26 protein-coding genes and 1 pseudogene are annotated in these 25,080 nt (G+C 66.9%); 5 read left to right on the top strand and 22 right to left on the bottom strand.

Annotated features, from left to right (window positions below; all coding sequences use genetic code 11):
* Nucleotides 1-157 precede the first annotated feature (157 nt).
* Nucleotides 158-991, bottom strand: coding sequence for a 2,3,4,5-tetrahydropyridine-2,6-dicarboxylate N-succinyltransferase (dapD, locus tag CHU93_RS03915; protein ID WP_094472852.1), 834 nt, complete (start codon nt 989-991; stop codon nt 158-160).
* The gene (locus CHU93_RS03920; protein ID WP_094472871.1) at nt 988-1,680 is read right to left on the bottom strand and encodes a pyrimidine 5'-nucleotidase; all 693 of its coding nucleotides are present in this window, start codon (nt 1,678-1,680) and stop codon (nt 988-990) included. Before CHU93_RS03920 ends, dapD begins: the two co-directional genes overlap by 4 nt.
* A gap of 258 nt (nt 1,681-1,938) precedes the next feature.
* Here CHU93_RS03920 and CHU93_RS03925 point away from each other — a divergent pair, with 258 nt between their 5' ends.
* Complete coding sequence (locus CHU93_RS03925; protein WP_094472853.1) at nt 1,939-2,502, top strand: hypothetical protein; 564 nt, start codon at nt 1,939-1,941, stop codon at nt 2,500-2,502.
* Here CHU93_RS03925 and CHU93_RS03930 read toward each other — a convergent pair.
* The 10 genes from CHU93_RS03930 to gltX form a co-directional block, all read right to left on the bottom strand.
* Nucleotides 2,490-3,386 (bottom strand): alpha/beta hydrolase, encoded by an 897-nt coding sequence (locus tag CHU93_RS03930; RefSeq protein ID WP_094472854.1) that lies wholly within the window; start codon nt 3,384-3,386, stop codon nt 2,490-2,492. The genes CHU93_RS03925 and CHU93_RS03930 overlap by 13 nt on opposite strands.
* A 27-nt stretch (nt 3,387-3,413) precedes the next feature.
* Nucleotides 3,414-3,830 (bottom strand): 6,7-dimethyl-8-ribityllumazine synthase, encoded by a 417-nt coding sequence (ribH, locus tag CHU93_RS03935; protein ID WP_086115309.1) that lies wholly within the window; start codon nt 3,828-3,830, stop codon nt 3,414-3,416.
* A gap of 3 nt (nt 3,831-3,833) precedes the next feature.
* Complete coding sequence (locus CHU93_RS03940; RefSeq protein WP_243375192.1) at nt 3,834-4,352, bottom strand: CYTH domain-containing protein; 519 nt, start codon at nt 4,350-4,352, stop codon at nt 3,834-3,836.
* Nucleotides 4,321-5,598: a 3,4-dihydroxy-2-butanone-4-phosphate synthase gene (ribB, locus tag CHU93_RS03945; RefSeq protein WP_094472855.1), complete on the bottom strand. Its 1,278-nt coding sequence runs from the start codon at nt 5,596-5,598 to the stop codon at nt 4,321-4,323. Before ribB ends, CHU93_RS03940 begins: the two co-directional genes overlap by 32 nt.
* A 230-nt stretch (nt 5,599-5,828) precedes the next feature.
* Complete coding sequence (locus CHU93_RS03950) at nt 5,829-6,440, bottom strand: riboflavin synthase (protein ID WP_094472856.1); 612 nt, start codon at nt 6,438-6,440, stop codon at nt 5,829-5,831.
* A 190-nt stretch (nt 6,441-6,630) separates the two neighbouring features.
* On the bottom strand, nt 6,631-7,575 hold the full coding sequence (ribD, locus tag CHU93_RS03955) for a bifunctional diaminohydroxyphosphoribosylaminopyrimidine deaminase/5-amino-6-(5-phosphoribosylamino)uracil reductase RibD (protein WP_094472873.1): 945 nt from the start codon (nt 7,573-7,575) through the stop codon (nt 6,631-6,633).
* A 23-nt stretch (nt 7,576-7,598) separates the two neighbouring features.
* The gene (locus CHU93_RS03960) at nt 7,599-8,012 is read right to left on the bottom strand and encodes a hypothetical protein (protein WP_094472857.1); all 414 of its coding nucleotides are present in this window, start codon (nt 8,010-8,012) and stop codon (nt 7,599-7,601) included.
* A 47-nt stretch (nt 8,013-8,059) separates the two neighbouring features.
* The gene (locus CHU93_RS03965) at nt 8,060-8,587 is read right to left on the bottom strand and encodes a P-loop nucleotide/nucleoside kinase family protein (RefSeq protein ID WP_094472874.1); all 528 of its coding nucleotides are present in this window, start codon (nt 8,585-8,587) and stop codon (nt 8,060-8,062) included.
* Between the two features lie 73 nt (nt 8,588-8,660).
* A complete protein-coding gene (locus CHU93_RS03970) occupies nt 8,661-9,293 on the bottom strand; it encodes an energy transducer TonB (RefSeq protein ID WP_165768592.1) in 633 nt (210 codons plus the stop codon).
* Between the two features lie 120 nt (nt 9,294-9,413).
* Nucleotides 9,414-10,730 (bottom strand): glutamate--tRNA ligase, encoded by a 1,317-nt coding sequence (gltX, locus tag CHU93_RS03975; RefSeq protein ID WP_094472875.1) that lies wholly within the window; start codon nt 10,728-10,730, stop codon nt 9,414-9,416.
* Nucleotides 10,731-10,821: 91 nt separating this feature from the next.
* On the opposite strand from gltX, the gene CHU93_RS03980 reads away from it, so the two are divergent.
* The gene (locus tag CHU93_RS03980; RefSeq protein WP_165768593.1) at nt 10,822-11,262 is read left to right on the top strand and encodes a cupin domain-containing protein; all 441 of its coding nucleotides are present in this window, start codon (nt 10,822-10,824) and stop codon (nt 11,260-11,262) included.
* A 115-nt stretch (nt 11,263-11,377) separates the two neighbouring features.
* Here CHU93_RS03980 and CHU93_RS03985 read toward each other — a convergent pair whose 3' ends face one another.
* The 9 genes and pseudogenes from CHU93_RS03985 to CHU93_RS04030 form a co-directional block, all read right to left on the bottom strand.
* Nucleotides 11,378-12,454, bottom strand: a complete 1,077-nt coding sequence (locus CHU93_RS03985) for a peptidyl-alpha-hydroxyglycine alpha-amidating lyase family protein (RefSeq protein ID WP_094472860.1) — start codon at nt 12,452-12,454, stop codon at nt 11,378-11,380.
* Between the two features lie 19 nt (nt 12,455-12,473).
* The gene (locus CHU93_RS03990) at nt 12,474-12,899 is read right to left on the bottom strand and encodes a c-type cytochrome (protein ID WP_243375196.1); all 426 of its coding nucleotides are present in this window, start codon (nt 12,897-12,899) and stop codon (nt 12,474-12,476) included.
* Between the two features lie 11 nt (nt 12,900-12,910).
* Nucleotides 12,911-14,989, bottom strand: coding sequence for an outer membrane protein assembly factor BamB family protein (locus CHU93_RS03995; RefSeq protein ID WP_094472861.1), 2,079 nt, complete (start codon nt 14,987-14,989; stop codon nt 12,911-12,913).
* Nucleotides 14,990-15,044: 55 nt separating this feature from the next.
* Nucleotides 15,045-16,064: a dihydrodipicolinate synthase family protein gene (locus tag CHU93_RS04000; protein ID WP_094472862.1), complete on the bottom strand. Its 1,020-nt coding sequence runs from the start codon at nt 16,062-16,064 to the stop codon at nt 15,045-15,047.
* Nucleotides 16,065-16,190: 126 nt separating this feature from the next.
* Nucleotides 16,191-17,171, bottom strand: coding sequence for a hypothetical protein (locus CHU93_RS04005; protein WP_094472863.1), 981 nt, complete (start codon nt 17,169-17,171; stop codon nt 16,191-16,193).
* Nucleotides 17,152-18,804, bottom strand: coding sequence for an NAD+ synthase (locus tag CHU93_RS04010; RefSeq protein ID WP_094472864.1), 1,653 nt, complete (start codon nt 18,802-18,804; stop codon nt 17,152-17,154). The genes CHU93_RS04005 and CHU93_RS04010 overlap by 20 nt, the downstream gene beginning before the upstream one ends.
* Before the next feature lie 27 nt (nt 18,805-18,831).
* A complete protein-coding gene (locus tag CHU93_RS04015; RefSeq protein ID WP_094472865.1) occupies nt 18,832-19,947 on the bottom strand; it encodes an L-lactate dehydrogenase in 1,116 nt (371 codons plus the stop codon).
* Nucleotides 19,944-20,470 (bottom strand): annotated as a pseudogene (locus tag CHU93_RS18250) (endonuclease domain-containing protein). The gene CHU93_RS04015 and the pseudogene CHU93_RS18250 overlap by 4 nt, the downstream one beginning before the upstream one ends.
* Complete coding sequence (locus CHU93_RS04030) at nt 20,424-22,043, bottom strand: amidohydrolase family protein (RefSeq protein ID WP_094472867.1); 1,620 nt, start codon at nt 22,041-22,043, stop codon at nt 20,424-20,426. Before CHU93_RS04030 ends, CHU93_RS18250 begins: the two are co-directional and overlap by 47 nt.
* A gap of 61 nt (nt 22,044-22,104) precedes the next feature.
* Here CHU93_RS04030 and plsY point away from each other — a divergent pair, with 61 nt between their 5' ends.
* Together plsY and dprA are read left to right on the top strand one after the other, a co-directional pair.
* Nucleotides 22,105-22,695 carry a glycerol-3-phosphate 1-O-acyltransferase PlsY gene (gene plsY, locus CHU93_RS04035; protein WP_094472868.1) on the top strand — a complete coding sequence of 197 codons (591 nt, stop codon included), beginning with the start codon at nt 22,105-22,107 and terminating at the stop codon, nt 22,693-22,695.
* Nucleotides 22,692-23,786, top strand: a complete 1,095-nt coding sequence (dprA, locus tag CHU93_RS04040) for a DNA-processing protein DprA (protein WP_094472869.1) — start codon at nt 22,692-22,694, stop codon at nt 23,784-23,786. The genes plsY and dprA overlap by 4 nt, the downstream gene beginning before the upstream one ends.
* 15 nt (nt 23,787-23,801) lie before the next feature.
* Here dprA and CHU93_RS17290 read toward each other — a convergent pair whose 3' ends face one another.
* Nucleotides 23,802-24,092 (bottom strand): hypothetical protein, encoded by a 291-nt coding sequence (locus tag CHU93_RS17290; protein WP_133064312.1) that lies wholly within the window; start codon nt 24,090-24,092, stop codon nt 23,802-23,804.
* Nucleotides 24,093-24,256: 164 nt separating this feature from the next.
* On the opposite strand from CHU93_RS17290, the gene CHU93_RS04045 reads away from it, so the two are divergent.
* Complete coding sequence (locus tag CHU93_RS04045; RefSeq protein ID WP_094472870.1) at nt 24,257-25,039, top strand: hypothetical protein; 783 nt, start codon at nt 24,257-24,259, stop codon at nt 25,037-25,039.
* The last annotated feature ends 41 nt before the right edge of the window (nt 25,040-25,080 follow it).

Consider the following 25,080-nt stretch of genomic DNA (forward strand, 5'->3'; position numbering starts at 1 on the left):
CCGGCGCGGTGCTCAGCTGAGTTAATGGAGGTGCCCAGCTTTAGTGTCGACTGCAACGCGACTGAACCGCTCATGCCGAGCTTGTCGAGGCACGCTCCGGATGCGGTACGTGCCTCGACAAGCTCGGCATGAGCGGGTTCTTGGGGTTTGACCAGCCTCAGTCGCGCAGCAGCTCGTTGATGCCGGTCTTGCTGCGGGTCTGGGCGTCGACCGTCTTCACGATCACGGCGCAATAGAGGTTGGGGCCCGGCGTGCCGTCGGGCAGCGGCTTGCCGGGCATGGTGCCGGACACGACCACGGCATAGGGCGGCACCTTGCCGATGTGGATTTCGCCGGTGGCGCGATCGACGATCTTGGTGCTGGCGCCCAGATAGACGCCCATCGACAGCACCGCACCTTCGCCAACAATCACGCCTTCGGCCACTTCGGCGCGGGCGCCAATGAAGCAATTGTCCCCGATGATGACCGGATTGGCCTGCAGCGGTTCGAGCACGCCGCCGATGCCGGCCCCGCCCGAGATATGGACATTCTCGCCAATCTGGGCGCAGCTGCCGACGGTGGCCCAGGTATCGACCATCGTGCCCTTGCCCACCCGCGCGCCGATGTTGACAAAGCTGGGCATCAGGACGGCGCCCGGCGCGATATAGGCGCCGCGGCGGACGATGGCGCCCGGCACGGCGCGAAAAGCCGCGTCGCGGAAGCTGTTGTCTCCCCAGCCTTCGAACTTCAGCGGCACCTTGTCATAGAAATTGGCGGCGCCAAGGCCGGGCATGACCTGGTTGTCGTGCAGGCGGAAGCTCAACAGCACAGCCTTTTTCAGCCACTGGTTGGTGCGCCAGCCACCGTTGCCGTCGGGTTCGGCCACCCGCACCTCGCCGGCATCCAGCATGGCGATGGCGCGTTCCACGGCCAGGCGCAGCTCGCCTTCGGTGCGGTGGCTGATGTCGGCGCGCTTTTCCCAGCCCGTTTTGATGATCTGTTCGATGGTCATGCCTGTTGTTCCAATCCTGCCAGCACGTCGGCCAGAAAAGCGGCCAGATCAGTGACGCGAAAATCAATATGGTCAAGCCCGTCAATCGGCCCCTGTTCCGAACCATTGTCGATCCACACCGTGGCCATGCCGATGGCCTTGGCCGGGGCCAGGTTGCGCGCCATGTCCTCCACGAACAGGGCGCGGGCCGGATCGATGCCGTGGGTGGCGCACATATGGGCATAGGCCGGCGGCTGCGGTTTCGGCACATAATCAAGCGCGTGGATGTCGTGCAGGGCATCAAAGGCTTCGGTCAGGCCAAGCCGTTCAAGCACGCGTGTTGCATAGGGCGCATCAGCGTTGGTGAAGACGAACTTGCGGCCCGGCAGCCGGCTGATCAGATCACCCAGCTCCGGATGCGGGCGAATGACCTCCAGATCGACATCATGGACCTGGGCGAGAAAATCGTGCGGATCAACGTTGTAGAGCGCCATCAGGCCCGGCAGCGTCATGCCGTGGGAATGGAACAGGCCCTTCTGGATGCGGTGGGCTTCGGCCGGGTCCACGTTCAACAACCGCTGGATGAACAGGCCCATGCGCGCATCGATCTGCGGGAACAGTGACGAGTGCGCGGGGTAGAGCGTGTTGTCGAGATCGAAGATCCACGCATCGATATGGGCAAGATCGCGAAAGGCGGGGGCAGGCTGCATCGCGGCTGCCATAGGCGCATCGGCGCACGCTGTCATGGTGGCAATTGGCGCGCGCAGGCGCCGAAAGGGGCAAGCGGGCGGTGGATGGCGGGTCGGATCGCTTGGGCCACCGCCCGCTTGGTGCCTGAAGTTCGGAGGATCAGACGAGGGTGATTTAGGCCGGGGCGGTTCATGTTGCACTGCGGCGTGCGCACCGCGCTTCGGAATGTCGCGGGGCAGCGGCTTGTCAGGCCGGTGACCGGGTGTTGAGGTGCACCCATGTCGCAATTCGAATTCATCTTCTCCTTCTTCGGCCTGCTGCTCGGCCTGTCGCTGACCGAGATCCTGGCTGGGCTGGCCCGTGCCATCCAGGCGCAGCTGCGGCCCGGATCGGCGGTGCGCATCGGCTGGCTCACGCCGCTGCTCGGCACCTTCGTGCTGCTTGATCTGATCAGCTTCTGGCAGGCGGTCTGGGTGACGCGCGATGTGCTGGCGGTGTCGGGCCATGCGCTGATGGCGATCATGCTGTTCACCGGCGCCTATTTTCTCGCCGCCAGCCTGGTGTTCCCGCGCGACAGTGACGAAGCCGGCGATCATGACGCGCATTTCTTCCGCGTGCGCCGCATCGTCATCGGCGTGATGTTGGTGTTGCTGGCCTGCCAGCTCGGCTTTTACGCCAGCCAGCCGGCGCTGGCGAAGCTGTTGACCCGGCCGCTGTCACTGGGGCTGACGGTGGTGCTGGTGATCCTGATGCTGGCGGCGATGCTGGCACGCGGCAAGCGCTGGTGCGAACTCACCATGGCGGCGCTGGTGGCGCGCTATGTGGTGGTTTACCTGCTCTGAAGCCGGGATTTCACCCACGCTGCACCCTCCGCCAGCGCAGCATCGGCGCCGGGCAACAGGCCGGTCATCGACAGGAAGCCGTGGATCATGCCGGCATGGCGGGTCAGTTGCACCGGCACGCCACTGGTTTCGAGCCGCCGCGCATAGGCCTCGCCCTCGTCGCGCAGCACGTCGAATTGGGCGGTTTGCACCAGCGCCGGCGGCAGCCCGGCCAGATCGGCGCGCTGCATCGGCCGGGCATCCGGCCCATCACCGCCATATTGCTGCCAATACCAGCGCATCGCCGCTGACGAGAGGCCGAAGCCAACATCATTTTCGGCATAGCTGGGATAGGCCGCCGCATCGGGCCAATCGGTGACCGGGTAGATGAGCCATTGCCCGGCGAGATCAGGCGCGTGCGCGGCGACCACCGCCGCCAGGTTGCCGCCGGCCGAATCGCCGGCCACGACGATGCGGCTGGCATCCAGCCCGTGCGCCGCGCCCTGGTCGCGCACCCAGGCCAGCCCGGCCAGGCGATCATCGAGCGGCACCGGAAAGGGATGTTCGGGCGCCAGCCGATAATCGACCATCACCACCGCCGCGCCGGTGGCATTGGCGATCGCGACCGCCAGCGGCTGGTGCGTGTCGTTGCTGCACACCACCCAGCCGCCGCCGTGCAGGAACAGCACCACGGGGTGCGGGCCCGCCGTGGACGGCCGGATGATCCGCAGGGCGAGGTCGCCCTCGATGATATCCTCGCGCCCCGCCGGCTTGGGCGCCATCGCCAGCAGCATGGCGACCCGCGCCTGCATCGCGGCACGGGCGGCGGTGGCGGTGTGTCGCCCATAATCCGGCTCCGCCGGCATCAGGCTGAGCATCTGGGCGAGCATGGGGTGCAGCGTCATGCCAGCAGCGTGGCATGAACCGGGGCATCAGGCAAAGCGCTGTTTCAGCCCCACCATGGCCAGCGCGGCCGCTGCCGCCTCGCCGCCCTTGTTCTTCTGGGTCTTGTCGGCCCGGGCGATGGCCTGGGCTTCGTTTTCGACCGTCAGGATGCCGTTGCCGATGGCGAGGCCATCCAAGGTGAGGGCCATGATGGCGCGGGCGCTTTCGCCGGCCACAACCTCGAAATGATAGGTTTCACCGCGGATCACGCAGCCCAGCGCGACATAGCCATCATATTGGCCGCTTGCATCGGCAAAGGCGATGGCGGCCGGGATTTCCAACGCGCCAGGCACCGAAATCACGTCCCACGTGGCCCCGGCAGCCTTCAGGGCATCGGTCACGCCGTCGCGCTGCATGGCGGCGATGTGGGTGTAGAACGGGGCTTCGACGATCAGGATGTGCATGGCTCAGGTCTCCGGCAGGCCGTGGGCGGCAAGATGGCCGCCCTGATAGCAGGGATTTTGGGTCACGTCCGCGCCCAGCCAGGCGGGCCGGGGCAGCGCGGCCAGGCTGGCGGCATCGGCCGCTTCGCGTTCGGCCAACACCAGGCCCGCGAGCGGGCCGTCGAACACATCGACGCTGAACCCATCCAGCCGGTGGCGGCGCTTGGTGATGACATGGGCGGGCAGCGCCGCGACGACCGCATGCTCCGCCGCCTCCAGATAGGCGGTGACGATGGGGCGGGCGGCGGGATCGGCGCTGTCATATTTGCGGGTCAGCTTGTGCTGCACCGCGCCGGTTTCGCTGTCGGTGATGCGGCGCAGGCGCAGGCGGGTGCCGATGATATAGCGATCCTCGATGCGGCGATGCGCGGCCGGCAGGGGCGGCAATTGCGCCACCAGCCAGCGGCGCTCCCGCTCGACAAGGCTGTATTTCGGCAGCACCGGCCGCAGGTCAGGCGCGCGGCGGGATGGCGCGCTCGCCAACCACCTTCAGGCCATAGCCTTCGATGCCGACGATGTTGCGGTGCTGGTTGGTGAGCAGGATCATGTCGGTCACACCCAGATCCACCAGGATCTGCGCGCCGATGCCATAGTCGCGCAGGGTGATCGGTTCGCCCTTGCCCTTGGCGCGCATCTGTTCGGAAATGGCGGTGGGGCTGCCATCGCGGATGATGACGATGATGCCAGCGCCCTCGCTGCCGATCACGTCCATGGCGCGCTGCAGCTGGCCGGCGCGGTCACCCTTTTCAGCGAACATGTCGGTGAACATCGATTGGGTGTGCATGCGCACCAGCGTGGGCTTGCCGGGCTCGATGCGGCCCTTCTGCAGCACCATATGCTCACCATACTCGGCGGTGTTGGCATAGGTTTTCGCCGTCCATTCGCCGCCGTGCCAGCTTTCCAGCTTGGTTTCGGCCACGCATTTCACCAGCCGGTCGTGAGCGTGGCGATAGGCGATGAGATCGCGGATGGTGCCGATCTTCAGGCCGTGGCGGCGGGCGAACGGGATCAGATCGGGCAGCCGCGCCATGGTGCCATCATCGTTCATGATCTCGCAGATCACGCCGCTGGGGTTCAGCCCGGCCAGCCGGCTGATGTCCACGCTGGCTTCGGTGTGGCCAGCGCGCACCAGCACGCCGCCATCGCGGGCGACGAGCGGAAACACATGGCCGGGGGAAACGATATGTTCCGGCCCCTTGGCGGCATCGATGGCCACGGCAACCGTGCGCGCCCGGTCGGCCGCCGAAATGCCGGTGGTGACGCCTTCCTTGGCCTCGATCGAAACGGTGAAGGCGGTGGAATGGCGGGTGCCATTGTGCTGCGCCATCAGCGGCAGGCCCAGCGCCTTCACCCGATCGGCCGCCATGGCGAGGCAGATGAGGCCACGGCCAAACTTGGCCATGAAGTTGATGGCATCCGGCGTCGCCATCTGGCCGGGGATGATCAGATCGCCCTCATTCTCGCGATCCTCGTCATCGACCAGGATATACATGCGGCCGTTGCGGGCCTCGTCGATGATCTCCTCGATCGGCGACAGGGCGGGGCCGGCGCTGCGGTCGGCCAGCCAGGCCTCCAGCTTGCGCAGGGTCTCGGCGGTGGGGTTCCAGTCCGCCTCGTCCAGCGCGCGCAGGCTGTTGGCATGCAGGCCAGCGGCGCGGGCCATGCCGGCCTTGGTCTCCTCACCGCTGGCAACCAGGTCACGCAGCCGGGCAATCAGGGACTCGCTCATCACAGGGCCTCACATCGAAATGTGAGGGCGGCATGCGCCTGTCACATTCTGATGTCAAGACCAGGCCGTGAATTCATGAATGGCTGGGGTCGTGACGATGGTGATTTTGTTCGCTGGCAAGGAGCGAGAAGGGCGCGGTGCAGCGCACCGCAACCGACAACGCGACGCGGCCAGCGGGCAAAAGCGCCGTCGCCGCTGCGCGGTCGCCTGGCGATCCCGACCCTAGCCATTCATGAATTCACGGCCTTTAGCTGGTTCATCCGGAACAGATAGCGGGCGAGCACATCAATCTCGATATTCACCTCGTCTCCGGCCGCCGCCGTGCCAAAGGTCGTCCATTCGGCGGTGTGCGGGATGATGTTGACGGTGAACCAATGGCCCAGATCATCGTCGCTCACCTCGTTGACGGTGAGCGACACGCCGTTCAGGCAGATGCTGCCCTTGGGCGCGACATAGGGGGCGACGCTGGCCGGCATCTGGAAGGTGAAGCGCTTCGAATCGCCCTCCGCCTCGATGCTGGCGATGCGGCCGACGGCATCGACATGGCCGGTGACGATATGGCCGCCCAGTTCATCGCCCACCTTCAGCGCGCGTTCCAGGTTGAGCCGGGCACCAGACTGCCACATCTGCGCCGCCGTGCGCCGCCGGGTTTCGGCCGACACGTCAAACGTCAGGCTGTCCGCCGTCTTGGCCACCACCGTCAGGCACACGCCCGAATTGGCGACGGAGGCGCCGATGGCGATGCCGCTGGTGTCATAGCCGCAGGCGACCGTGACGCGCAGGTCGCCGCGCTCCTCCGCCGCCGTGATGGTGCCGATGTCGGTGATGATGCCGGTGAACATGGGCGACGTCCTGGTGTCAGCTGGGTTGAAGTGCAAGCGGGCCATCTCCCTCCCCCTTGTGGGGAGGGTCGACTCGCGCGCAGCGCGGCGGGGTGGGGGTCCGCATATGGCCATAGCCTGTCCCCCCACCCCGGGCCCTCGCTGCGCTCGGTCTCTCGACCCTCCCCACAAGGGGGAGGGAGTATCAGCCCTAACGTTTCCGCGTGAAGGCTTCAATGCGGTCAACGCCGAGCGCCAGCGCCGGCTGCGCCGTCCAGCGCCCGTGCGCGTCGGCCAGATCGGCCAGACCGATGTCGCCCAGCGTGCGGCCGCCGCCGACGATCACCGGGGCGCGGTGCAGCAGCAGCCGGTCCACCAGATCGGCGGCGAGCAGGCTGGCGGCGAGGCCCATGCCGCCTTCGGCCAGCACATGCAGGGCGGGATCGGCGCACAGGGCGGCGAGATCGGGCAGATGCCGCACATGACCGGGCAGGCCGTGGCCCCGACCGACCACGCCGATACGGGGGCTGCGCCCTTCCAGCCCCGCGAGGCGCACATCCAGCCGGGGGGCATCGGCATCCCAGGTGCCGCGGCCCACGATGATCAGATCGGCGCGCGCCCGTTCCAGATGGGCGGCGGCGCGGGCGCGCGGGCCGGTCAGCCACTGGCTGCGGCCATCGGCCATGGCGATGGCACCATCGAGGCTGGTGGCCAGTTTCAGCGTGATGTGCGGCCGACCCAGTCGCAGCCGGGTGAGGAAGCCGGCCAGGCCCGATTCGGCCTCGGCCCGGCGCACGCCGCTGGTCACCGCGATGCCGGCCGCTGTCAGCCGGGCGAGGCCGGCGCCGTTGGTGCGCGGATCGGGATCGGGGGCGGCCACCACCACGCGGGCGATGCCGGCGGCCACCAGCGAGTCGGCGCAACTCGGCCCGCGCGGGGACTGGTGGGCGCAAGGCTCCAGCGTGACATAGGCGGTGGCACCGCGCGCGGCCGCGCCCGCCTGTGCCAGCGCCATCGCTTCGGCATGCGGGCGGCCGCCGGGCTGGGTGTGGCCACGGCCAACCACCCGGCCATTGCGCCAGATCACGCAGCCGACCGATGGGTTGGGGGTGGCCAGGCCAACGCCGCGGCTGGCCAGCGCCAGGCTTGCGCCCATGCAGCGCCAGTCTTCGGCGCTGCTCACTCTATCGGCGGCTCGGCCGGGGCCGGCACCCGCACGATGGCCTCCACGCTCGGCTGGGCGGCGACATAAGGAATATCCTTCTTGAAGCCGCCGCCAGCGACATAGTCATCATATTGTTTCTGCGCGTCTTCCCGCGCCTTGCCCTGCAGCGTGGCGATATAGGCGCGCGCCTGCGCCAGCTTTGCCTCCCGCGCTGCCTTGGTCGCCTTGGCATCGGCGATGGCGTCTTCGCGGCTGCGGTCCGCCTTCCAGCTTTGGGCATAGATGATGACCGGATCGGGCTTGGCATAGCCCCACTGCGATTCGATCAGGAACATCGTCATGATGATCGTCGTCGCCAGCACGGAGCCGGCGCCGATCCAATAGCGCTTGCGCTTCTGCGCAGCGTCGAGCGGGTCAAGAAAGGCCATGGCGCAAGGATAGGCTGGCCGGGCCGGATTGGCCAGAGGTGCGGCAATCAGCGGCCGAGGAGGGCGATGATGCGGGTGGCGGCATCGGCGATGCTGGTGGTGCCGGTGTCGATGGTCAGTTCCGATGCCGGCATGGCCGCTTCGGCGACGGCGAACTCGGCGTGCAGCCGGGCCAGCAGGTCCGGATCGCGCAGCTTGCCGAAGCGGGCGCGGTCTTCATTGGCGACGCGGGCCAACTGATCGGCCAGGCCCAGCTGCAGCGCCACGAAGCGGCAGCGCCCGCCAGCCCGGGTGAAGATGTCGGCCGCCGCCTGGGGAAAGCCGGGGGAAACGCTGGCTTCCGGCTGGAAGGTGAAGATCAGCGAACGGCCCTCGGCAGCGGCGGCGGTGAAGCTTTCCAGCCAGAAGGCTTCGCGCAGGCGCACGAACGACGGGGAGCCGAAGGGAAAAATGGCGTGCACCGCATCCTCGACCAGATGGTTGTGGAACAGCGGCAGGCCGGTTGCATCGGCAACGCGGCGGGCGATGCTGTATTTGCCGGCGGCGGGCGGGCCGTGGAGGAAGAGCAACTGCATGGCCGCCATGGATGGCGCGGTGGCGGCGCCTGTCAATCCGGGGCGCGCGGTGGCCGCCCCCCCGGATGGCCGGTCAGGCGGCGTCGGCCAGGTTGAAGCGGATGGTGAAGTTGCGTGTGCTGGCCACCGGCTTGCCATTGTCCAGCGCCGGTTCAAAGCGCCAGCGCCGCAGCGCGAAGTCGAGCGCGGCCTTGTCGAGCCGGGCAAAGCCCGAAGAGCGCAGCAGGCTGACCGCGCTCACCCGGCCATCGGCGGCGATGTTCACCGTCAGGGACACGCTGCCCTCCTCGTTCAGCGCGCGCGACGCGGACGGATAGGGCGGCTGCATCGCGTCACCACCGCGCAGGCGGGCGATGCGGCTGGGGCCAGGCTGCACCGGCGGTGGGCTGGTCACCACCGGCTCATCACCGCCGCCGGCCACGGTCTGCGGGCCCGGATCAGCCGAGCGGGGATCGCTGCGCACGACCGGATCAACCACATTGTCCCACACCGGCTGATCGATCACCGGGTTGACCGGCAGATCGGTGGTGGTGACGATGGGACCAGCAGGCGGCGTCACCGGGGCGGGCCGGTTGACCAGGATGATCGGCTTGGGCGGCGTGACGATGCGGCTGACCTGCCAGCCGGCGAGCAGCAAGGCACCAAGGGCAAGATGCACGGCGGCGGTGGCCGCGGCTCCGGAGACGCGGGTGGAGATACGGGTCATCAGCGATACTCCCCAAACAAGGTGAATCGCACAGCGCCGGCGTTCCGCCGTGTCAACGGTACCGTGATAGTATAACATGGACTGGTGAAAATGACAGGGGCGCTTCTGCGCCCGTTCGCCTCAGCCCGCCAGCCGGCGCAGCACCTCGTCGCGGCCGATCAGCGGCAGCAGCGCGGCCATTTCCGGGCCGTGCGGCTGGCCGGTCAGCGCCAGGCGCAGCGGCAGGAACAGGGCCTTGCCCTTGCGGCCGGTGGCGGTCTTCAGCGCCTCAACCAGCCGGCTCCAGATGTCATCGCCCCAGGGCAGATCGGCCAGCGTGGTGCGGGCGGTGGCGATATAGTCCGCTTCCTCCACCACGGGCGTGATCGGCCCGGCGATGATGGCGTGCCAGGCCGCCACTTCGTCGAGCCGGGTGAGATTGGGGCGGATCGCCTGCCATTCGGCGGCGCCGATGCCGGCAGGAAGCCGGGCCGCCACATCGTCATGATCCATGTGGTGCAGGCAGCGGGCGGACAGGCTGGCAAGATCGGCCGGATCAAAGCGGGCGGGGGCGCGGCCAAAGTGGGACAGCGCAAAGCCGGGCAGCAGATCGGCCAGCCGGGCCAGCGGTTCCACCGGCTGCGAGGTGCCGAGCCGGGCGAGCAGCGCGGCCACCGCCACCGGTTCGATGCCGGCGGCGGCCCAGGCCTCCACCCCTTCCGATCCCAGCCGCTTGGACAGGGCGGCATCGGCCCCGGTCAGCAGCGCCAGATGGGCGAGGCGCGGCGGCTGAGCGCCCAGCGCTGCGAACATCTGCAGCTGCACGGCGCTGTTGGTGACATGATCCTCCCCGCGCACGATGTCGGTGATGCCCATCTCGATATCGTCGACCACCGACGGCAGCATGTAGAGCCACGAGCCATCGGCGCGGCGGACCACGGGATCAGACAGGGAGGCGGCGGGGAAATGGCAGGGGCCGCGCACGCCGTCGGTCCAGTCCAGATCGGCGGTCTCGTCCAGCTTGAAGCGCCAGTGCGGGCGGCGGCCCTCGGCCTCCAGCTTCGCCTTGTCAGCCTCGCTGAGCGCCAGCGCGGCGCGGTCATAGATTGGCGGCAGCCCGCGCGACAGGGCGACGCGGCGCTTCAGCTCCAGCTCTTCCGGCGTTTCATAACAGGCATAGGCGCGGCCCTGCGCGGCGAGGCGGTTGAGCGCATCTTCATAAAGGGCGAAGCGGTCGGACTGTTTGACCTCCGCATCCGGCGACAGGCCCAGCCAGGCCAGATCGGCACGGATGGAGCGGGCCGATTCCGCTGTGGAGCGGGCGAGATCGGTGTCGTCCAGCCGCAGCAGGAAGCGACCGCCGGCCTGCTTTGCCAGCAACCAGTTGACCAGCGCGGTGCGGATATTGCCGGCGTGGAGGCGGCCGGTGGGCGACGGGGCGAAGCGGGTAACGATCATGGCGCTGGCCATAGAGGCTTTGGGCGCGGAAATCACCGTCCGATTCTCGCCAGACCGGGATGCGGGCCGGCGGTAGCGTGGGGCCATGCTGATGATCCTGCTCGCCCTCGCTGCTTCCACCGCCGCCGCCCCGGCTGATGCTGTCGCCATCACGCCCGACACCATCCCCTGGGGCCCGCCGGCCGCCGATGGCAGCCGCTTTGCCCTGCTGGATGGCCGGCGCGATGTGGCGGGGCAGGCCTTCTCCTATGCCTTCGCGCTGCCGCCCGGCGGGTGGGACGCGCCGCACAGCCACAGCAGCACGGCGCGCATCTTCGTGCTGAAGGGCGTGCTGAAGCTGGGCTGGGGGCCGGCAATGGACAAGGCCAGGGCGCGGGCCTTTCCGGCCGGCAGCTTCGTGGTGGTGCCGGCCGGCGCGGTGCATTTCGATGGCGCCGATGAGGAGACGATCATCCTGGGCGTTGCCAACGGCGTGTGGGCGACCCGCTATGTCGATGGCGGCAGCGGATCGGCGGGGACGCCGGTGAAGTGAGCAGCGATCCTCCCCCTCTGGGGGGAGGTGCCCGCAGGGCGGAGGGGGCTGGCCAGGGCCGAAGTGCGCGCCCCCTCCGTCAGCCTGCGGCTGCCACCTCCCCCAGAGGGNAATTTCACTTTTGCGGCAAGTGCCGCGCCACGGTGCGTTCCTTCACCTGCGCGCCATAGATGATGCCATCCTTGTCCACCCACAGGCCTTCGGCGCCGCTGGTGGCGCCGCCATCGGGGTTGGGATCGGGATCGGGGATGAAGGCCGTCACCTTGCCATCCTTCACGCTGCCGATGCGGATGCCGCGCTGCCAGCCGGGGTTATAGCCATAGCCCACGGGGCGCCGGCTTTCGGAATCGCCACTGTAGAGGATGTCGTTCTTGTCGATGAACAGGCCCGATGGACGGCCAAACTGGGTCCAGCTGTGCAGCAGCTTGCCCTTTTGCGTGTAGACCTGAACGCGGTTGTTCCAGCGGTCGCCGACATAGAGCCGGCCCTTTGAGTCCATCGCCAGCGCGTGCGGCACCTCCAGGTCGCCCTGGCCCTTGCCGGGCTGGCCCCACTGCATCAGGAACTTGCCGGTCTTGTCATATTTCAGGATGCGGGCGACGCCGCGATCGGCCTCGTGCCCATCGGCAACAAAGATGTCGCCATTCTTCGCCACGATCACCGCATTGGGTTCGGTGAACACATCAGTGCCCTTGCCCTGCACACCGGGTTTGCCCAGCGTCATCAGCAATTTGCCGTCCGGGCTGAACTTCAGCACGGTGGCACCCTTGCCCGGCATCGCGCGCGCATCGGTCAGCCAGATATTGTCAGCGGCGTCGACATAAAACCCGTGCGAAAACACTGTCAGCCCGCCGCCGAAGGCCTTGATGAAATTGCCTTTTTCATCAAATTCCATGATCGGATCGATCAGGCTGTTGCCGCAACTGTTGGCGCCGCAGCGTTCGGCCACCCAGATATGGCCGCGGCTGTCCACGCCCACCGCGCTGGTCGATCCCATCACCCGGCCTGGCGGCAGCTTCAGAAAGCCAAATTCGCTGCGATAGGGATTAGGCTGCTTGTTGGTTTCGGCCGTCAGCGGGGCCGGTTGCGGCAGGGTTTCCACCGTCCAAACCGGGCGCGGCGGGTTGGCGGCCTGTTGCGCCAAGGCGCTGCTGGCGGCCAGCAACAGGCTCGCCGTGATGATCGCCTTCATCGTCCCCCCTCTTGGCCGATCACATGCCGGCCGGTTTTTCCGCCGTGATGCCGATGGTGGCCAGCACTTCCGACCGCTTGTCGAGCGGCTGGCTGCCGGCCGGGAAGCCATTGGTTTTCAACAGGAACGCCAGCACATCAGCATAATCCTCGCGGCTCAGCGATTGCGGGTCGTTCTGCGGCATGGTGGTGCGCACCCGGTCATACAGGTCACCCACGGTCATCGTGTCCCAATGGCTGACGAACTCGCCACCGATCAGCGGCGGTGCCTCGCCGGTGCCGTTCAGGGCCGCCCCATGGCAGGCGCCGCAGCGCTGGGCATAGACCCCGGCGCCACGGTCGGCCTGTTCCACGGTATAAATGCCCTGCCACACCGATTTGCCCGCCTCCTGGGCGAACGCAGCGCCGGCCAGGGCAACAGGGATCATCAGCAACAGGGCACGCATCACCTCACTCCTCACTTCTTGCCGGGCAGGGCATAGGCGATGAACTCGCCCGACGAATTGCCACCGCTGGTCGGCACGATGATATATTGCTTGCCGCCGATCATGTAGGTCATCGGCGAGCCGGACTGGGTGGAGGGCATGAACACCGCGCCCACTTCCTTGCCGGTCTGCTTGTCATAGGCGCGCAGCATGGCACCGCGCGGGTGATCCGGCGTGGTGGTGAACTGGTTTTCGCCGGCGATCACCAGCGTCTTCGTCACCAGCGTGCCGATCTGATAGGTGGCCTGGCCGGTGCGCGGAATGCCGCCCATCGCCTTGATCACCGGATGGTTGCGCACGAAATCCGGCGTTTCGCCATGGGCGATCTGCCATTTGATCGTGCCATTGTTCACATCGATGGCGCTGATCGTGCCATAGGGCGGCTTCATCAGCGGCAGGCCATCCACCGCCAGGCGCGGTGGGCCAGAGCCCGCCCCGGGGGCCGGCGCCACGGCCGGGCTGTCGGCACCAGCGCCCTCGCCCGGGCCCTTGATCATCGTCACCGGCTGGCCGGCCACGCCCACCACCAGCGGGATATCAGACAGGCCGGGCGGCGGCGGCTGCAGGCCAGTGGAGCTGATGCAGGTGCCGCAGGCATAGACATAGGCGATGCCGGTTTCGGGATCGAAGGAGCCACCCGGCCAGTTGGTGCCGCCCTGCGCCCAGTTGTTGATCACGCCGAATTTTTCCGGCGTCGACACGATCGGCGGGGTATAGACCGGGCCCAGCTGATATTTGCTGGTCAATTCCAGCGCCTTCTTCTTCAGTTCCGGCGTGAAATCGATGAGGTCGCTCTCCAGATAGCCGTTGCGGCTATAGACCGGCGGCTTCGACGGGATGGGCTGGGTCGGGCTGTACCATTCGCCGGGCACATTGCCCTTGGGCACCTTGGTTTCCTTGATCGGCCACACCGGCACCCCGGTCGCGCGATCAAACACATAGAAGAAGCCCTGCTTCGACGGCAGGCCCACCACCTTGCGCGGCTTGCCATCCACCGTCACATCCATCAGCAGCGGGGCGCTGCTGTTGTCGAGATCCCAGATCTCGTGGTGGATCAGCTGGAAATGCCATTTGCGGTCGCCGGTCTTCAGATCGACGGCGACCAGGCTGTTGCCGAACAGATTGTTGCCCGGACGCTTGCCACCGAAAAAGTCCGACGTCGGCGATTCGACCGCGAGATAGGCGAGACCCAGCTCCTCATCGACCGAAACCTGCGTCCACACCCCCGTGTTGCCGTTCACGTCGGCCGACTTGTTCAGCCAGCTGTCATAACCAAACTCGCCCGGCTTGGGCACGGTGTGGAAGGTCCACATGCGCTTGCCAGTGCGCACGTCAAAGGCGCGGACATAGCCCTTGGTGTTGTTGTGGGTTTTCGGCGTGAAGCCTTCGCGGAAGGCAGCGCCGATGATGATGGTGTTGCCCGACACCGCCGGGGCGGAGTGGACGCCGACTTCACCAGTATCAAGATCGCCCAGATCCTGATCGAAATCCTTTTTCAGATCGACAACGCCATTCTCGCCAAACTCGGGATCGGGCCGGCCGGTGTCGGCATCCAGGGAAACGAGGCGATAGCCGATGGTGACATAGAGGATGCGGCGCTTGGTGCCATCGGTCCAGTACGACAGGCCCCGGCCCGACAGCGCGCGTGGGGATTCGGCCGAACGCTTGCCTTCGTGCAGGGCGAACTGCCACAGCAATTCCCCGGTGGCCCCGTTCAGCGCCACCACGGCGCGGCGGGTGCCGCCGGTGGTGTAGATGATGCCATCCACCGCCAGCGGGGTCGATTCCAGCTTGTATTCCGGGCGGCTGCCCAGAATGTCGGTCTTGAACCGCCAGGCGATTTCCAGATTGCCGAAATTGCCGGCGTTGATCTGGTCGAGCGGCGAATAGCGGCTGCCCTTCAGATCGGCATTATAGGTGGTCCAGTTGGCGACGCCGTTGGTGGTGCGCGCCGCAACCGTGCCTTCCTTGGCCGGCGTCTGTGCGCCCGCGGCCGTGGTCAGCAGCAGGGCCGCCGCAACGCTGAGCGGCAGGGTGGTGATGATCTTCATGTGGTTGCCCCTTGCTTGGCTGTTCAGGCCAAAATTCTTTGCTGCTGCCGACGGGTCAAGCCGTCGGCAGGGCCATGGCCTTTTCCAGACCGGCCTTCAGGCTGGCCTTTTGCGCATCGGTCAGCTGCGGCATCGGCGTGCGGGCATACATCATGGGGCCACCCATGCGCAGCGACAGGATATATTTCATCGAGGCATAGGTGTTGGCGCCCATGTTGTGATCGCGGATGACGCCTTGCGCGGCGCGCAGATGCGCCAGCTTCGCCTTCCAGTCGCCCTTGGCGCGGTAGGTCTTGAAGATGTCGGCGCACTTGTCGCTGAACTGGTTGCCGTCCGCCAGGATGGCGCCCATGCCGGCCTCCACCGCCGGGATCAGGTTGTTCGACGTGCCGCAGCGCATGTTGAGTTCGGGGAAGCCCTTCAGGAATTCGGCAAAGCCTTCCGGGCTGCCCGACGAGTCCTTGATGCCGGCCAGATGCGGATATTTCATCATCGCGGTCAGCAGCTCGTGGGTGATCTTCACCTCCGATGTGCCGGGGATGTGATAGAGGTTGATCGGGATCGACACCGCCTCGAACAGCTGGGTGTAATAATGGATCAGGCCTTCATTGGGCGGCTGATCGAAATAGAAGGGCGGGATCACCAGCAGGCCATCGGCGCCCACGCTCTGGGCATGTTTGGCCAGATCGATGGTCTCCACGATATTGGGCGTGCCGGGGCCCACCATGATGTTCATGTTGCCCTTGTGCTGCATCGCCACCTCGGTGATGCGCTTGCGCTCCGCCACCGAGAAGCTGGGAAACTCGCCCGACGTGCCCAGCACGACCACCCCATCGGCGCCGCACTTCTGGTGCCATTCCATCACCGCCTTCATGGCGCCGGGATCAAACATGCCCTTGGCATCGCACGGCGTGATGGTGGCCACCCAATAGGCGACCTTTTCCTTCGATCCCAGCCGGCGGGCGCCGCCCATCTGGGCCGCAGCCGGTGCGGCGGCAAGGGCGCCAGCGGCCGCCAGGCCACCGGCCAGCGCCCCACCTGCCAACGTGATCGTGTCACGACGGGTCATGTCCATAGTCTGTCCTCCCCCAAGGGCCACCTGTTCCCGGCGGCGCGCCTGTGCCTGCCATCATCGCGCCGCCAATGCGATGCGGCAAGATGTTTGCGGCGGCCTGCGCCTGTCCAGATGATCAGGATTTGGTCAGGGTCGCGGGCACAGCAGGGTGAAGCTGCTGAGTTGCGGGCGCTCGGCATCGCGTTGCCAGCCGATGCTGGCACAGGCGCCCAACACGTCCCGGCCCAGCTTGATGTTGCGCCAGGCACCCTGGCGGCCGCGCTTGCCCACCACCGCCAGCTCGGTTTCGGCCTGGGCTTCGGGCGGCAGGTTGGTCCGGCCGGCCCAGTCGTAAAGCCGCACCAGCCCGCCCTGAACGACCAGATTGGCGATGGCGACGGGCCTCGCCAGTTCCAGCCGGCGCACCGGGCGCGCTGCGCCAAAGCTGATCGTCACGCGGCTCACGCCGCCCACCAGCCGGCCGTCGCCCACAGCGGCCAACGCGCTGGCGGCGGCCGCGCTGATCACGCTGGTGGCCCGCAGCGGGTGGATTTCGACATCAAGCTCCCCGGCCTTGCCCAGGAGCCAATCAAAGCCCCAGGCATCGCTGCGGCCGATGCGCGCCGGCAGGTTCTGGCTGCCATCGGCGCTGGTCGCGGGCCGCAGCCGCAGCGTCACCCGGTCATGCGGCAGCAACGGCAGGCCGATCACGCCATCGCTGCCCTCGGGTTGCCCCGGCGGCGCGGCGCCCGGTTGCAGCACCCGCGCCCGCACCGGCCGGCCGGCGATCATCACGGCTTCACGGGTAAAGGGGATTGCCAGCGCTGCCTGTCCCACGGCAACGCGATACTGGCCGCGGTCCGCCGCCACGCCGTCGGGTCGGGTGGCGGCGGCCAGCACGGCGCGCAGCGGGCTTTCGGGGTTGATCTGCACGATGTCGTCGCCGCCCAGGTCCACGGTCAGCCGCACCGGCTGCCCGGCGATCTCGGCCTCGATCAGTGGCGCTGTCGCCGGCAGTTCCAGCGGCGGCAAGGGCGGCAGCGGCGCGGGCTTGGCTCGCTTGGCCGCCTGCACCGGCATGGCGGCCAACAGCAGCACCAGAACCAGATCAGGCCGTGCGGAAATCATTGCTGATCGGATAGCGGCGATCGCGGCCAAAGTTGCGTTTGCCGATCTTCACCCCCGGCGGCGCCTGCCGTCGCTTGTATTCGGCGACATAGAGCAACCGCTCGATGCGGGTGACGGTTTCGGCGTCCAGCCCGTCTGCCACCAGCTCAGCCGCCGATCTCTCCTGCTCCACAAGGCCGAACAGGATTGCATCCAGCAGCGGATAGGGCGGCAGGCTGTCCTCGTCCTTCTGGTTCTCGCGCAGCTCGGCGGTGGGCGGCTTGGTGATCACGCGGGTGGGCATCACCGGGCCATCCGGGCCCAGGCCCAGCCGCGGCTTGTGGGCGTTGCGCCATTCGCTCACCCGGAACACGGTCGTCTTGTACAGATCCTTCAGCACCGAATAGCCGCCGGCCATGTCGCCATAGATGGTGGCATAGCCCACGCTCATCTCGCTCTTGTTGCCGGTGGTCAGCAGCATCGGCCCGAACTTGTTCGAAATGCCCATCAGGGCAAGGCCGCGGATGCGGGACTGGATATTCTCCTCGGCAATGTCGCGCGCCCGACCCTCGAACAACGGCTGAAGCATGGCATCAAAGCCCGTCATCGCCGGCTCGATGCGCAAGGTGTCGAGCCGGCAGCCCAACAGCCGCGCACATTCGGCAGCATCGTCCAGACTGTCCTGGCTGGTGAACGGGCTGGGCAGCATCACGCACCACACCCGGTCAGCGCCCAAGGCATCCACGGCCACGGCGGCGGACAGCGCCGAATCAATGCCGCCCGAAAGCCCCAGCACCACGCCGGGAAAGCCGTTGCGGTTCACATAATCGCGCAAGGCCACCAGCATGGCGTGATAGACATCGGCCGGGTCATCATCCTGGGCGCTGATGGCGCCGGCCTCGCACACCCAGCCTGCATCCGTGCGCGTCCAGTGCGTCAGGCGGATGGTCTCGTCCCAATCGGGCAGCTGATGGGCCAATTGGCGTGTCGCATTCAGCACGAAGGATGCGCCATCGAACACCAGCTCGTCCTGCCCGCCGACGCGGTTCAAATAGATCAGCGGCAAGCCTGTTTCGGTGACGCGGGTGACAGCAAGGGACAGGCGGCGATCATCCTTGCCCACTTCATAAGGGCTGCCATTGGGCACGATCAGCAGCTCGGCTCCGGTTTCCGCCAGGCACTCGCACACATCGGGCCACCACATGTCCTCGCAGACCGGCACGCCGATGCGCACGCCGCGCAAGTTCAGCGGCCCCGGCAGCGGCCCGGGGGTGAACAGCCGCTTTTCATCGAAGGTGCCATAATTGGGCAGATCATGCTTGCGGGTGATGCCGGCGATGCGCCCGCCATCCAGCAGAAGCATGGCGTTGTAGAGCGCGTCGCCTTCCGCCCAGGGCGCACCGACCAGCAGGGCCGGGCCGCCGTCCGCCGTCGCCGCCGCCAGCCGCTGCACCTGCGCACGTGCCGCAGCGACCAGCGCCGGTTTCAGCACCAGATCCTCAGGCGGATAGCCCACGATCGACAGTTCGGGCGTGACCAGCAGATCGGCCCCGGCGGCGGCCTCGCGCGCCCGCAGGATCGCATCGGCATTGGCGACAAGCCCGCCCACGCGGGCGTTCAGCTGGGCAAGGGCGATGGTCAGCCGGTTGGTCATGTGGGCGCGATACAGCGCTTTTGCCGGTCAGGCCAGCCGGGTGCGACCCGTCAGCGCCATCGCCGTCTCCAGCTCGGCCTTGAGCAGGGCCAGCACATGCGCCACGCCCGCCTGCCCGGCGGCACCCAGCGCCCACACCCAGGGCCGGCCGATCATCACGGCGCTGGCCCCCAGGCTGTGATAGCGCAGCACATCCAGGCCCGATCGCACGCCGCCATCGGCCAGCACTGGGATGCAGCCGCCCAACCGGTCCATGATCGCCGGCAGCGCGCGCACCGCCGAGATCGCGCCATCCAGCTGCCGCCCGCCATGGTTGGACACCACAATGGCATCGGCGCCATGGCTCACCGCCAGTGCGGCATCATCCGGGTGCAATATGCCCTTGACGATCAGCGGCCCCGGCCACAGCGACCGCACCCAGGCCAGCCGGTCCCAATCGGCGCTGGCATCGAAATTGCGCGCGATCCAGCCGAGATAGTCGCTCAAGGGCGCCCTGGCCCCGACCAGCTGGGTGAGATTGCCCATCGCCACCGGCCCGCCCAACAGGCCGACATTCACCGCCCAGCCCGGCCGCGCCGCCACCTGCGCCGCCCGGTGCAGCATGCCGGCAAGGCCCGGCGCGCCGGTGAGGCTGGAGCGGACATCGCGATAACGCGCGCCGGGCGTTGGCAGATCAACGGTGAGCACCAGCGCCGGCGCGCCTTGTGCCCTGGCCTCGGCAATCATCGCCTCGTTCGCGGCCCGATCCTTCACCAGATAGAGCTGGAACCACGGTGGCGCGCCGCCGCCCGCCGTCACCTCTGCGAGGCTGCACACCGAAACGGTGGATAGCGCCATGCCCACCCCGGCGCTGCGCGCCGCGCGCCAGGCCTGCACCTCGCCGCGCCGGGCATGCAGCCCGCCCAGCCCCACCGGCGCCAGGATCACCGGCATGGCCAGTTTCTGCCCCAGCAAGGAAACCGCCGCCGAAACCCGGGAAACGTCCACCAACACGCGTTGATCGAGCGCGATATTGGCCAGATCGGCCACGTTTCTGGCCAATGTCGCCTCGGCATAACTGCCGCCGTCGGTATAATCGAACAGGAACCGCGGCACCCGCCGGCGGCTCAGCGCGCGGTAATCGACGACGGAGGCGGGCTTCATGCGCGTCTCCCTCCCCCTTGCGGGGAGGGCGAGAGACGGCGCGCAGCGCCGGCCCGGGGTGGGGGGCTGGAAGCCGCCAGCACCGCACAAATCGCCCGGAAGACCCCATCCCGCTCAGCCAATATCCGGTTGTTTTCGAACCGCAAAACCCGATACCCTTGCCCTGCGAACCAGCCATCACGGACGGCGTCGCCGGCGTGGCCCAACACATGCCCCTCGCCATCGGCCTCCACCACCAGGCACGCCGCATGGCTGCAGAAATCAGCGATGTAACGCGGCGGAAATGCCATTGGGAGAGCGGCTGTGTGCGCACGATGGTCCACAGCACCGCCTCTGCCGGCGTCATGGCCTGGCGCATCTGGCGGGCGCGCGATTTGAGGTCGACACTGCCCGTCACGGGTGCAACCCCCACCCCGCCGCGCGTTCCGCGCGAGTCGCCCTCCCCGCAAGGGGGAGGGAGTTGTTCGTTGCGGGCTTCACAGTTTGGCGGCCGCCTTCGCTGCCGCCACCTGATCGGCGACATTTTTCAGGATGGCCGGCACGTCGTGCACGATGCCGTCGCGGATGGTCCAGCGGATGCCGCCCTTCACCACCGTGGTCTGGGTCGCCTCGTCAAGCCGAGCGAATCCAGTGCCATAGAGGGTCTTGAGGTTGGCCAGCGGATTTTCCGGCACCACGATCAGATCGGCGCGCATGCCCACGCGGACCAGGCCGAAATCCGGCTCGCGGCCCTTGGGCTCTTCCAGCGTGCGGGCGCCATTGATGGTGGCAGACTGGATCACCTCCAGCGGGGCAAAGCCAGCCTCGCGCAGCAGTTCCAGCTCGAGGATATAGCCGAAGCCCCAGGTCTGCCAGATGAACCCCGGGTCGCTGCCCGTCGTCACCCGGCCGCCCATATTCTTGTAATCGTTCACCAATTGCATGTAGCGCGTGTAGAATCGCCGCCATTCATACTCGCGCTCGCTGGTCCATTCGAAGAAATAGCTGCCGTGGTTGTCGCGGTTGGATTCAAAGAATCGCGTCAGGCTGGGCAGGGTGTAACGCTCGTGCCATTCCGCCCGCTGCGCCCGCATTAGATCGCGGCTGGCGCTGTAGATGTTGAAGGTGGGATCGAAGTTCACCCCGGTTTTCTTCTGGGTTTTCAGATAGTCCACCCATTCCGGGCTGCCGGGCGGGTGGATCTGGTCCCAGATTTCGGCAATCCCGCCAAAGCGCATCTGTTCATCGTTGAAATTATAATCCGCCAGCGTGTCCTGCACCCGCCGTCCGTCCAGAAGGCTTTCAAAATGCCCGTAAAAATGGGTGATGGTGCCCAGGCCGGCGGCGGCGGCATCGCGGGCGTTGAATTCGGCGATGTTGGGTTGCGACAGGTGGGCGACCGTGCCCAGGCCCAGCTTCTTCGCCTCGTCGATGGCGGCGCGGTCGATTTCCGGGGTTTCGTCACCCCGGTTGAAGAATTTTATCCCATCAATCCCGACACTTGCCGCCCAGCGCACCCATTCGCGCGCCTTTTCGGGCGTGAGCACCCGACCGCCCTTCCAGCCTGCGTTGGCGCCGCTGCCAAGTGTTTGATAAACATAGAGTCTCGGGCTCATGATCTCGCCCGCCGCCGCGCGCTTCTTGTCGTTCAGCGCCCGGGCCACATCCCCGCCATACAGCGGAATCCCGCGCAAGCTGGTCACCCCGTGCGCCAGCCAAAGCTTCCACGCATAATCGGGGTCGTTCATCTTGAAGATGTCACCCTGGTGGCCGTGCATGTCCACAAAGCCGGGCAAAACATACATTCCGGTGGCATCAATCTCACGCGTGGCGCCCGCTGGTGGCCGGTTGGTGGCCATTTTCAGGCCTGGCGTGCCCGCAGACCGGATATCGGTGACGCGCCCGCCGCTGATGATGATATCGGCCGGGCCATAGGGCGGGCCGCCGTTGCCGGTGATGATGGTGGCGCCGCGGATGACCAGCGTTTCATAGGGCCCGGCGGCCAGCGCCGGATCGCGGGCTGCGCTGGTTTTCATCTGCCCGGCCATCTGGGCCCCAGCCGTACCAGCCCACACCCCGGCCCAAAGGGCCACCGCCACTGCCAACAACCGCTTCATCGCTTTCCCCCAATGTCCTGCCAGCATAGACGGGCCGCCCGCGCGCCGCTAGGCTGCTGCGGTGGATTGGATTGCAACCGCGCTTGGCTATGTCCTCGGCTCGATTCCGTTCGGCCTGCTGCTCACCCGGATGATCGGGATTGATATCCGCCAGGTCGGCAGCGGCAATATCGGCACCACCAACGTGCTGCGCACCGGCAACAAGGGCCTGGCCGCCGCCACGCTGCTGCTCGATGCCGGCAAGGGCGCGGCCGCCGTGATGATCGGGCGCGAGCTGGCCGGGGAGATGGCCGGGATCATGGCCGGGGTGGCGGCGTTCATCGGCCATTGCTTCCCGCTGTGGCTGAAGTTTCGCGGCGGCAAGGGCGTGGCGACGATCCTGGGCATCACGCTGGCGGCGGCACCGCTGGCCGGGGCCATCGCGCTGGCCGTCTGGCTCGGCGGCGCGCTGGTGACGCGATACAGCAGCGTGGGCGGCATGCTGGCGGCCATCGCCTGCCCGGTGGCGGCCTGGTTCCTCACCGGCGAATGGGCGCCCGGCTGGTCCGCGCATCTGGCCATGCTGGCGGCGCTGCTGATCTTTCAGCATCGGGACAATCTCAAGCGGCTGGCCAGCGGCACCGAATCCAAGATCGGGCAAAAGGCCAAATGAGCCTGCCCGCGGATGCGGTTTCGCGCCTGCGCCTGATCCGCACCGATTCGATTGGCCCTGTCACCTATCGGCAATTGATCGCCCGCTTCGGCGATGCGCAAACGGCTCTGGATGCGCTGCCCGATCTGGCCCGGCGCGGCAACCGCCGCCTGGCGATCTGCCCCGAAGCCGTTGCCGTGGCAGAGCTGGAAACGGCGGCCCGGCTGGGCGCGCAGCTGCTGTTCATCGGCACCCCCGATTATCCGGCGCTGCTGGCCGGCACCGAAACCGCGCCGCCGGTGCTCTATGCCCGGGGCGACCTCACCCTGTTGGATCGGCCCGCGGTGGCCATTGTCGGCGCCCGCAACGCCAGCGCGGCCGGCAGCCGCTTTGCCCGGCAACTGGCGATTGATCTGGCGGAGGCGGATCATGTGATCGTTTCCGGCCTGGCGCGCGGCATCGATGCGGCGGCGCACGCCGGCAGCCTGGATCGCGGCACCATCGCGGTGGTGGCCGGCGGGGCAGACGTGCCCTATCCGCCCGATCATGCCGATCTGATGGCGCGGATTGCGGATCAGGGCTTGGTGGTGGCCGAACAGCCGCCGGGGGTGGAGCCGCAGGCCCGCCACTTCCCGCGCCGCAACCGCATCATCGCCGGGCTGGCCGCCGGCACGCTTGTGGTGGAAGGCGCGCCCAAATCCGGCAGCCTGATCACGGCGCGCATCGCGGCCGATCTGGGACGGGACGTGATGGCCGTGCCCGGCAGCCCGCTCGATCCGCGCGCGCAGGGCTGCAACCTCCTGATCCGCGAAGGCGCCACCCTGATCCAGAGCGCGGCGGATGTGCTGGAGGCGCTCTCCACCCTCTCCGGCCAGCCGCGCACCCATCTGCAGGTGGCCGAGCCGCTGCCCAGCCCGCACGGCCACGGCGAAGCCGACATAGAGGCCGCCCGCGCCCGCCTGCTGCCCCTGCTTTCCCCCACGCCCGCGCCCATCGACGACCTCATCCGCCTCTCCGCCCTCCCCGCCGCCCAGGTGGCGAGCCTGCTGCTCGATCTGGAACTGGAAGGGGTGGTGGTGCGCCATGCGGGGGCGCGGGTGGCGTTGGGGTGAGGCGGCGGCTTGCGATCAGGCCCGGCGATAAACCTGGAACGTTGCTGGCAGCGATGAATCTGCCGCCTTCTGGCGGCCGGTCATAACATAGGCTGGTCCAAGCCATTCCTGTACAATACGATCCGACATTCGAACGATTTTTGGATAAATAAAATATTGTTGCATCATTGGCGCCAAAACAAGCAGTGGCGGATCACCACGATCTGCTGCTTGACGAACTCCATTGGCATTCTCAGCCAGCGCCGCTTGCAGGGCAAGACCGGCCGGACTTGATTTAAAATACTCATACCCGAGGCCGGTGTTCATTGAACATCCCGACGCAATTTAAGATTGATTCTGTCCTGAATCCTTGTTCCAAATTGTGGACCAAGCGCTAATTCAACAAAATTGAAGAACATAAACATTATTTACCAAATTCTAACTTCACAGATGTTAGTTGCGATGTCTTGGCGATACCGAGCGAAGGCAAAATGGACAACAAGATATTTGGGGAGCGGCTCCGTGAAAAATATCGGGAGCGTTTCCGGAACGGAACCGGCCAGGCCATTCGTGCGCCGGAATCACGCCACATCCTTCTTTCAGGCACCGATGATCACCTGATCATCAGGCTCGATGATCAGGCCGCCAACGAGAGCAACATGCAGGAATCCGCTGGCGCGTTTGACGCGTGGCTGCTTGCTGTCCGCCACTGGCTTGGGGTGAGGCGCTTCGAAATCGATCTTGTTGGCACAACAGAGCTGAGGCCGGGTCATGGTGGGCGCACCTGGTACCGCCTGCTGACGCTCAAGCGATTGCTTGGTGATGAGTTGCGCTTTGGGCCTTCGCTGTCGCAGGCACTGGCTGCCTGGGCCGAGGTCACTGAAATCTGTCTCAACGTGGCAGACAAGGGGCGCGACAGCAAGATTCCGACCATGCTGCTGTCTGAATCGGATTATGAGTTGGCGCTCTGCTACGATCCGCGTCTCTCAGCCGAGTTGGCGCAGGGATTTGGCTTGCAGCAGAGCCGGGCCGGCGAGCACTGGAAGCTGTGTCGGCAATTTCCGGTCGGCATGTTCGACCGCGACCCTTTTCAGGGCGCCTGGCGCAAGATCGGCACCAAGGGCAAGAGCGCCATCGATCTGGTTGGCCTGTCGACCGACAATGTGTTTCACCTCTTTGAGCTCAAGAAGCCGAAGGCCATCGCCATTGGCGCCCTGTCGGAGCTGCTGTTCTATACAAGCCTGTTGAACCCGGATTATTCACCGGCCGGGTGATTTGGGGTTGGCGAGCGTAGCTTAACTTGCTGATTTGGTGT

The organism is Sandarakinorhabdus cyanobacteriorum, assembly GCF_002251755.1.
Classification (GTDB): domain Bacteria; phylum Pseudomonadota; class Alphaproteobacteria; order Sphingomonadales; family Sphingomonadaceae; genus Sandarakinorhabdus; species Sandarakinorhabdus cyanobacteriorum.